The following is a 7,883-nucleotide window of genomic DNA, read 5'->3' on the forward strand; positions in this document are numbered from 1 at the left end:
GAGTCCTCAGTGCTTCTGGTTACTTGCGCAACAGATTCGCGTAACGTTCGTGTTCTTCTTCAACGACAGACTCGTCTAGCTTCTGGAATACCGGAGCCGGTTTCGCCACCGCTTGCCCCACCTGTACCGGATGACGCTCCCACGTCGGAGCATGGCGATAGTCCCCGGTGATGATTGGGTAAGTGCGGTCGCTCCCGTCCTCGTTTTTCACATCCAAGTCGACGACTTCCTCGATACGCGGCAGGGGCGCCACCTTCCCGGCTCCACCCAAGACTTTGTCGATGGCGTTGGACGAAGTCGGCAAGAATGGCGACATCATCAGATTCAAATCCGTCACCACCTGGGCTAGAACGTGCAGGATTGTCCCTAGCCGTTCCCGCTGCGACTCGTCTTTTAGCTTGAAAGGTTCAGTGGTGGCAACGTAACGGTTAGCCTCCCCCACCAGACGCATAATCTCCGCTAGAGCAGCCTTTTGGTGATGGCTTTCGATGAGGCCACCTACCGTTTCGAATCCGGCACCGACAGCATCCAAAAGTTCCTGATCCTCAGCCGTGAAATCGCCGGCCGGAGGAATCTCGCCAAATTTCTTTGAAATCATGGAAGCTGTGCGGTTTACCAGGTTACCCCAAGCAGCCACCAACTCAGAGTTCGTACGCCGCACGAACTCGCTCCAAGTAAAATCAGAATCCTGATTTTCCGGTCCCGCCGCGGAGATGAAATACCGCAGTGCATCGACTTGATAGCGGGACAGCATGTCGCGCACATAAATCACAATTCCCCGCGAAGAAGCAAACTTCTTGCCCTCCATGGTCAAAAATTCTGAGGAAACTACCTCAGTAGGCAGGTTCAGGACTCCTAAGTCACCGGGTTGCCCACCCAAGTCTCCACGTCCGTTGTAGCCCAGCATTTCGGCGGGCCAAATCTGGGAGTGAAACACGATATTGTCCTTGCCCATAAAGTAGTACGACAAGGCTTCGGGGTCATTCCACCACTGACGCCAATCTTCTGGGGACTGACCAAAACGACGCGCCCACTCAATGGAAGCCGAGAGGTAACCGATTACCGCGTCAAACCAGACATAGAGACGCTTAGGCTGATCCTCCCATCCGGGAATGGGGATACCCCAGTCAATGTCACGAGTCATAGCTCGCGGTTTAATATCCTTTAAAAAGTTCTTGGAGAACTTGATGACGTTGGGCCGCCAATTGCCGTTCTTTTCCCGGTCATCAAGCCACTCATTCAAGGCGCTCGCGAGAGCCGGTAAATCTAAGAAATAGTGGTCGGTTTCGACAAATTCCGGGGTCTCGCCGTTAATCTTGGAACGCGGGTGAATCAGGTCGGTAGGGTCGAGCTGGTTGCCACAGGCATCGCACTGGTCCCCCCGGGCACCTTCCGCTCCGCAGATTGGGCAAGTTCCCTCAATATAGCGATCCGGAAGGGTCCGACCGGTGGAAGGAGAGATTGCGCCCCGGGTGGTCTGTACCTTCATATAGCCGTTGTCTCGCACGACTTTGAACATGGCACGAACAGTCTCGTAGTGATTGCCCGTGGTGGTGCGAGTGAACAAATCGTAAGACAGACCCAGCTGACACAAATCCTCCACAATCGCCCGATTGTTCTGGTTCGCCAATTCTCGCGGGGTCAGCCCGGCAGCCTCGGCTGCGACCAAGATTGGCGTGCCGTGTTCGTCCGTACCGGACACCATCAGGACATCGTGACCACGCATCCGCATATAGCGGGAAAAGACGTCTGAGGGAATTCCGAAACCAGCAACGTGTCCAATGTGACGCGGGCCATTAGCATAGGGCCAAGCGACGGCAGAAAGTATATGAGTCATGACTCTATCCTAACGCCGCCGGTAAGTTCCTCAGATCCAATACGCCCACTTCATGTTGGGATTATTGAGCCACATTCGCCACCCATAGTGGTCTTCGGGAATAGGCATACCGGTCCAGATAGGGAAAAAGAACACCGCTGCCAAGAAAATGAACGCCACAATCACCAGGGCAGTGATGAACGCGCCTGGTGAAGCCTTACTAGAATCGGGCACCAGATTGTATCGACCAGTCCAATTTCGGTCTTTGGTGATTCGCCAAGCTCCCATCAGCAAACCCAACAGATACACCACAGCCATAATCATGAAAGGAGAGATAACCACCGTATAAAAGGTGAATATGGTCCGATTTGAATACACCAACCAAGGCAGCCAAGTGGCCATATAACCAGTAAAAATCAGCCCGGCGCGCCAATCGAGAAACCCGAAAGCCGCCACAATAATCAGGAAGAACGCCACAAATCCGACCCACCATAGAACCGGGTTACCCAAAGAGTTGACCGCCTCAACGCATCTGCTGGATCCACAGTCTCCCGGCACTTCTTCGTAATAAAACGAGGTGGGACGCAGCTGCAAAAGCCAGCCCCACGGGTTAGCCATGTAGGGGTGGGTGGCATTGAGATTGGTATGGAAAATGAAAATTTGGCGATGATAATCGAGCCAATCCGCTACCAAACCGCGATTGGTGTGGCCCCACGCTTGTGAATGGGTAAACCATCCCATCCAAGAAACTACGTAGGTCAGGAAGGCAATCGGCACTAGGTTCACGAAAGCAGGAATCCCTCCGGTCAGGACAGACGACCCAATCCATCGTGGTTCGGTGCGCCACCTGGCGGATAGCTCTCTAATAAATACGAAAATCCCAAAGACCGCCACGACATAGAGCCCAGACCATTTCACACTCATGGCCAACCCGAAGGCTATGCCCGCCACGAAAAGCCACGGCCGCCACCAGTAGCTCGGCCCCCAAGACAGCGCAAAGCGAGAAAAGTCCGGGGCGATTCCGGAGCTGGATGTCCGGCGCTTGCTACCGGGCGAAGTTTTTGCTCCCGCAGTGTCCCGCCGTCGACGCAACTGTTCAGTGTGTCTGGCCGCATCGATGTCTTGGAGGGCAGCAATGAGTCGGGGACGGTAGCTGAGTTGATCGCGAACGACGCACAGCACCCCCAGAAGGATAAACAGTTCCAGGATAATGTCGAGGATAGCGGTGCGGGACAGAGCAATTTGTACTCCGTCTAAACCCATCAGAACGGAGGCGAGAGTGGCCATTTTGGCGTTACCAAACAGCTCCCAAACGATGCGCCCCACCAGGTAGACCGCCACCGCGCCCGCCACGCAGACCGCGATGCGCCACCCAAAAGGTTGATTGCCGAACAGCTTAATTCCCAGTCCAATCAGCCATTTTCCCACGGTGGGATGAACCACGAATGAACCTTCCAGCGGAGTTTTGAAGTTCCCGGTGATAAAGGTGGCATCGTAATCTTTGGGCCACTGCACTTCGTAGCCGCGCTTAATCAGGCCGTAGGCGTCTTTGACATAATAGGTTTCGTCAAAAACCAGGGTTTTGATTGCGCCCAGACGTACCACTCGAGTCAAAAACACCAGAAGAGCCACCACCAGGGGTCCCAGCCAACCCCAGAGGTATTCCCGCTCCCCGCGTTGGGGCCTAGCCCGGAAAGCACTACCCAAGAAGGCCGGTCGGTTCCTCCCCGGACGCAGCAGCAGGGCCAGGCCGGATGCGGGAGCGTTTCGGTACTCCGTGGGTGCGGGTCGAGGTGGGATATTCACGCCCTCAAGTTTAATGGAAGAATGGAATGGTGAGCATGGATTATCCCCCGGTGTTTGAGGAAGTACACCTGGTTTTGGCCGGAACTCCAATCGGAAATGTCGGCGATGGCTCACCCCGTCTACGCGAGGCGCTTCGCACCGCTGACATTGTGGCTTGTGAAGATCCCCGCCGGACCCGCGACTTAGCCCGCCGCCTGGAAGTCGAAATGTCTGCCCGCCTATTGGCTTACCATGAGCATAATGAAGCGGCGATAACCCCGGAATTGTTGAGCCTAGCCCGCGATGGCAAACGGGTTCTGCAGGTTTCGGATGCGGGAATGCCGGGAATTTCAGACCCCGGGTTTCGCCTGGGCCAAGCTGCCGCAAAGGCTGGAATACCGTTTACGGTTCTCCCCGGGCCTTCCGCTCCGCTCCTAGCTTTAGTGGGTTCGGGTTTGCCTACGGATTCTTTCACCTTCGTGGGATTCTTGCCACGCAAAGCCGCCGCTTTGTACCAGACGTTACAATCTCTCGCGGCTCGCAGCGAGTCCCTGATTTTCTTGGAGTCGCCCCGCCGGACCATCGAGACGCTGGACGCTATGGTCCAGGTTTTCGGCCCCGGTCGACCAGCTGCACTAGCGCGGGAACTGACGAAAACTCATGAAGAATTCATCAGGGGCACCTTGGAATCTGTGCATTCCGAGTTGTGCTCACGCCCCGAGGTTTTAGGCGAAATCGTTATCGTCGTCCAAGGGGCACCAGCCGAGGGCCAGGCTGAACCCCCGACACAGCACCTCGAGAAAATGGAACAGCTGGTACACCAAGGGGTGAAGGCGAAAGCGGCGGCCAAGCTCATTGCGACCTGGTTCGGGGGTTCCGCTAATGAACTTTTTTCCTCATATCTTGAGGGAAAACGCGACTAAGCCCAGACTCCGGGTATGACGGCTGCGCAGCGGGGACATTGTCCCGACTCCCCAACCGTGTTTTCGCAAACATCAAACCAGTCCCGCACGATGAGCAAATCTCCGCACCCGGGACAAAACGTGGTTCCCCCCTCACGGTCGCGTATGTTGCCGATATAGACAAACCGGATTCCTTCGCCTCGCGCAATTTCCCGCGCACGTTGCAGTGTGCTTGCCGGGGTTCGCGGCACATCGCGCATCTTCCAGTCGGGATGGAAAGCCGAGAAATGCAGTGGAACGTCCGGTCCAATATTTTCTACTATCCACTTCGAAAGATTTCGAATTTCCTCGCCAGAATCATTGTGACCGGGGATTAGCAGCGTGGTCAGTTCCACCCAGCACTCAGTTTCGTTGCATACATAAGCAATAGTTTCCAACACGTCGTGCAAATGAGCGCCGGTCAAATGCCAATAGAAATCTTCAGTAAACCCCTTTAGATCGAGGTTCGCCCCATTCATTTCCGCATACATCTCTCGCCGTGGCTCGGCACAGATATACCCCGCACTCACCGCTACTGTCCGCAGCTTCTCGACGTGGCAGGCCCTGGCGGTATCTATGGCGTATTCTGCAAAAATCGTGGGATCGTTGTAGGTAAAAGCGACCGATTGTGCCCCGTAGTGCACCGCCAAATCCGCGATTTCCCCAGGACTGACAGCCGTGGTTAAACGGTCGTTTTCCCGGGCTTTGGAGATGTCCCAGTTTTGGCAAAACCGGCAGTTCAGGTTACATCCTGCCGTTCCGAAGGACAGCACCTGAGAACCTGGCAGGAAATGGTACAGCGGCTTTTTTTCGATGGGATCGAGCCCCAAACCGGAACAGCGCCCGTAGGTATCCAGCACCATTTTTTGACCTTGAGCCATCCGGGTATAACAAAATCCTCTTTGTCCATCTCGCAGCGTACAGGCACGGGGGCATAAGTCGCAGCGAATTCGGCCGTCCTCAAGCAAAGTCCACCACTTTGCGACTCGGTCTCGACTTTTCATGTCAGTAGTTTCAAACCCATCACCCATAAATCAACCTTAGACTGAAACCATGAAAATTTTTGCGCACCGAGGTCTGAACCGGAAAGCACCGGAAAACACGATGACCGCCTTCCGGCTGGCTCACGAAGCCGGTGTGGAATGGATGGAAACTGACGTCGATATTCTGGGAGACGGCACCGCTGTTATCCTGCACGATTCCACGTTGGACCGTACCACAGACCACAGCGGTTCAATGTATGACCTGAAGTTCTCGGATCTCTCTGAGATTTCTGCGGGAGCAAAATTCGGTGACGGCACCAGTTACCGCCACGAAAGAATTCCCCTGCTCACCGACCTTTTGGCATTCCTCAGAGAAAGCCATATGAAGTGCAATCTGGAAGTGAAATCTAACGAAGCTGGCGGCGCGATGTCTCGCCTGTTGATTGACACTGTTTTACGCGAAATCCGAGACGTACGGCCTGAAGATTTGTTCATCAGCTCGTTCAATCACGTATTTCTGTACCAGATTCACCAGCAACGTCCCGATCTACAGCTGGCCTGCCTATTTACTAAAGAATGTCTGTGGTATGACGCGATTAGCCGCTGCGAACAGGTCGGCGCCACAGCGATTCATCCCGAGGACAGCGGACTCACCGCCGAAATAACTCGGCGTCTCAAGGACGCGGGGCTACAGATAAACGTGTGGACCGTCAACGATCCTTCCCGCGCTCGAGAATTCGCCAGTTGGGGAGTCGATGGGATTTTTACTGATATAGCTGATGAGATGCGCGCAGCTTTGGACCACTGAGCGACCCTGAGTTATCCTTCCGTCAGGCTCCCAGTAAATCCGCCAAGGCCGTCAAGCATTGGGAAGCTCCGCCTTCGATACGCAGGTCCGCCGCCCGGTCGTACATGGTGCGCCCCCGATTGATGATGGCTAACGGAGCTCCTTTTGCTAAGCCGGCCTGCATCACATAAGTCGCTGTCCCCACCACCAGCGAAGAACCGACTACCACCACTACGTCTGCCTTTGCCGCGGCTGCATATGCCCGAGACATCACCTCTGTGGGCAGCAATTGTCCGAAAAACACGACAGCGGGTTTCAGCAATCCGCCGCAACGCTCACAAGGCACGGTTTTGAACGTGCAGGCCTCAGCGGCTTTCCGGTCCGCCACCGCCAGGATAGCGACGTGCGCAGGATTCAGGTCAAGTGGATAATCCGGGTTTGCCTCAGTGAGCCGTTCGTGCAGCGCTTGCCTGTCGGTCACTTCCCCACAATCCACGCACTCCACTCGCACGAAAGAACCGTGCATCTCATAGACTTCCTTACACCCGGCTTTCAGATCCAGGCCGTCAACGTTTTGGGTAGCGATGCCGGTCAACAGCCCGGCACGTTCCAGTCTCGCTTGCGCTAGATGTGCTGGAGCAGGGTCAAGGGACAACATGGTTTGCCAAGTCTGGTGGTTGCGAGCCCAGACCCAGCGCTGCCACACCGGGTCACTCACAAACTGGTCGTATTCCACCGAGGGAATCTCGGTGTTACCTTTACCACGATAATCGGGAATGCCGGTGTCGGTAGACATGCCAGCCCCCGTGACCAGCACCGTCTTTTTCCCTCTCATCCATCCCGCCAAAGTATCCAGCTGTTGGCGTGTCATTTCATCAAGATTGTCGAGGTTGCTCACGTTTCCATCCTACGCCGAGCAGCTCGGTGCAAAGCCGTGTTTACGGGGTTCTCTAGTTGGGTGGGTGTTTAAACGGGTTTCGCCCCCCAGGGGTGGGGGGCGAAACCTTTTTGAAGTGTTAGTGCGGCGGTTTCCTACTCTCCCACACACCGGCGTGTGCAGTACCATCGGCGCGGGCAGGCTTAGCTTCCGGGTTCGGGATGGGACCGGGCGTTTCCCTGCTGCTATGACCGCCGCCACAATCGTGGACTCTAGTCACTAACCATATATTCTGTTAGCAAACCCATGAACACAAGCCACGGTAAAACAGTGTTACCGGGTTGGTTGGTTCTTATTTGTATAGTGGTCGCGAATACCTCGACACAAGTAATGTTTCTCGTTTCATTGTTTGTTCCACGTTTTTGGTGGGACTGTGTTTTAGTGTTGTTATCGGCCGATTAGTACCGGTAAGCTCCACACCTCACGGTGCTTCCACGCCCGGCCTATCAACCCCGTAGTCTACAGGGGGCCTCACGACAAAATGTCACGGAGTCCTAGTCTTGGAGCAGGCTTCCCGCTTAGATGCTTTCAGCGGTTATCCCTCCCGAACGTAGCAAACCAGCCATGCTCTTGGCAGAACAACTGGCACACCAGAGGTTCGTCCGTCCCGGTCCTCTCGTACTAGGGACAGGCC

At 55.2% G+C, this 7,883-nt stretch carries 6 protein-coding genes and 2 rRNA genes; 2 read left to right on the forward strand and 6 right to left on the reverse strand.

Annotated features, from left to right (window positions below):
- Positions 1-19: 19 nt before the first annotated feature.
- Together metG and AC5LBQ_RS04100 are read right to left on the reverse strand one after the other, a co-directional pair.
- Positions 20-1,837 (reverse strand): methionine--tRNA ligase, encoded by a 1,818-nt coding sequence (gene metG, locus AC5LBQ_RS04095; RefSeq protein ID WP_493264709.1) that lies wholly within the window; start codon positions 1,835-1,837, stop codon positions 20-22.
- A 30-nt stretch (positions 1,838-1,867) separates the two neighbouring features.
- Positions 1,868-3,622, reverse strand: coding sequence for a dolichyl-phosphate-mannose--protein mannosyltransferase (locus AC5LBQ_RS04100; protein ID WP_493264710.1), 1,755 nt, complete (start codon positions 3,620-3,622; stop codon positions 1,868-1,870).
- Positions 3,623-3,657: 35 nt separating this feature from the next.
- Between AC5LBQ_RS04100 and rsmI the strand changes: the two genes are divergently transcribed.
- A complete protein-coding gene (gene rsmI, locus AC5LBQ_RS04105) occupies positions 3,658-4,524 on the forward strand; it encodes a 16S rRNA (cytidine(1402)-2'-O)-methyltransferase (RefSeq protein ID WP_493264713.1) in 867 nt (288 codons plus the stop codon).
- Here the strand turns inward: rsmI and amrS are convergent.
- On the reverse strand, positions 4,521-5,573 hold the full coding sequence (gene amrS, locus AC5LBQ_RS04110) for an AmmeMemoRadiSam system radical SAM enzyme (protein WP_493264711.1): 1,053 nt from the start codon (positions 5,571-5,573) through the stop codon (positions 4,521-4,523). The two genes, rsmI and amrS, sit on opposite strands and share 4 nt — an antisense overlap.
- Before the next feature lie 22 nt (positions 5,574-5,595).
- On the opposite strand from amrS, the gene AC5LBQ_RS04115 reads away from it, so the two are divergent.
- The gene (locus AC5LBQ_RS04115) at positions 5,596-6,333 is read left to right on the forward strand and encodes a glycerophosphoryl diester phosphodiesterase (RefSeq protein WP_493264712.1); all 738 of its coding nucleotides are present in this window, start codon (positions 5,596-5,598) and stop codon (positions 6,331-6,333) included.
- A 22-nt stretch (positions 6,334-6,355) separates the two neighbouring features.
- On the opposite strand, the gene AC5LBQ_RS04120 is transcribed toward AC5LBQ_RS04115, so the two are convergent.
- From AC5LBQ_RS04120 to AC5LBQ_RS04130, 3 genes are all read right to left on the reverse strand, one after another.
- Positions 6,356-7,183: a Sir2 family NAD-dependent protein deacetylase gene (locus AC5LBQ_RS04120; RefSeq protein WP_297346596.1), complete on the reverse strand. Its 828-nt coding sequence runs from the start codon at positions 7,181-7,183 to the stop codon at positions 6,356-6,358.
- A 148-nt stretch (positions 7,184-7,331) separates the two neighbouring features.
- Positions 7,332-7,448 (reverse strand): 5S ribosomal RNA (rrf, locus tag AC5LBQ_RS04125).
- A 178-nt stretch (positions 7,449-7,626) separates the two neighbouring features.
- Positions 7,627-7,883 (reverse strand): 23S ribosomal RNA (locus tag AC5LBQ_RS04130); the annotation flags it as partial.

The organism is Mobiluncus sp., assembly GCF_985070215.1.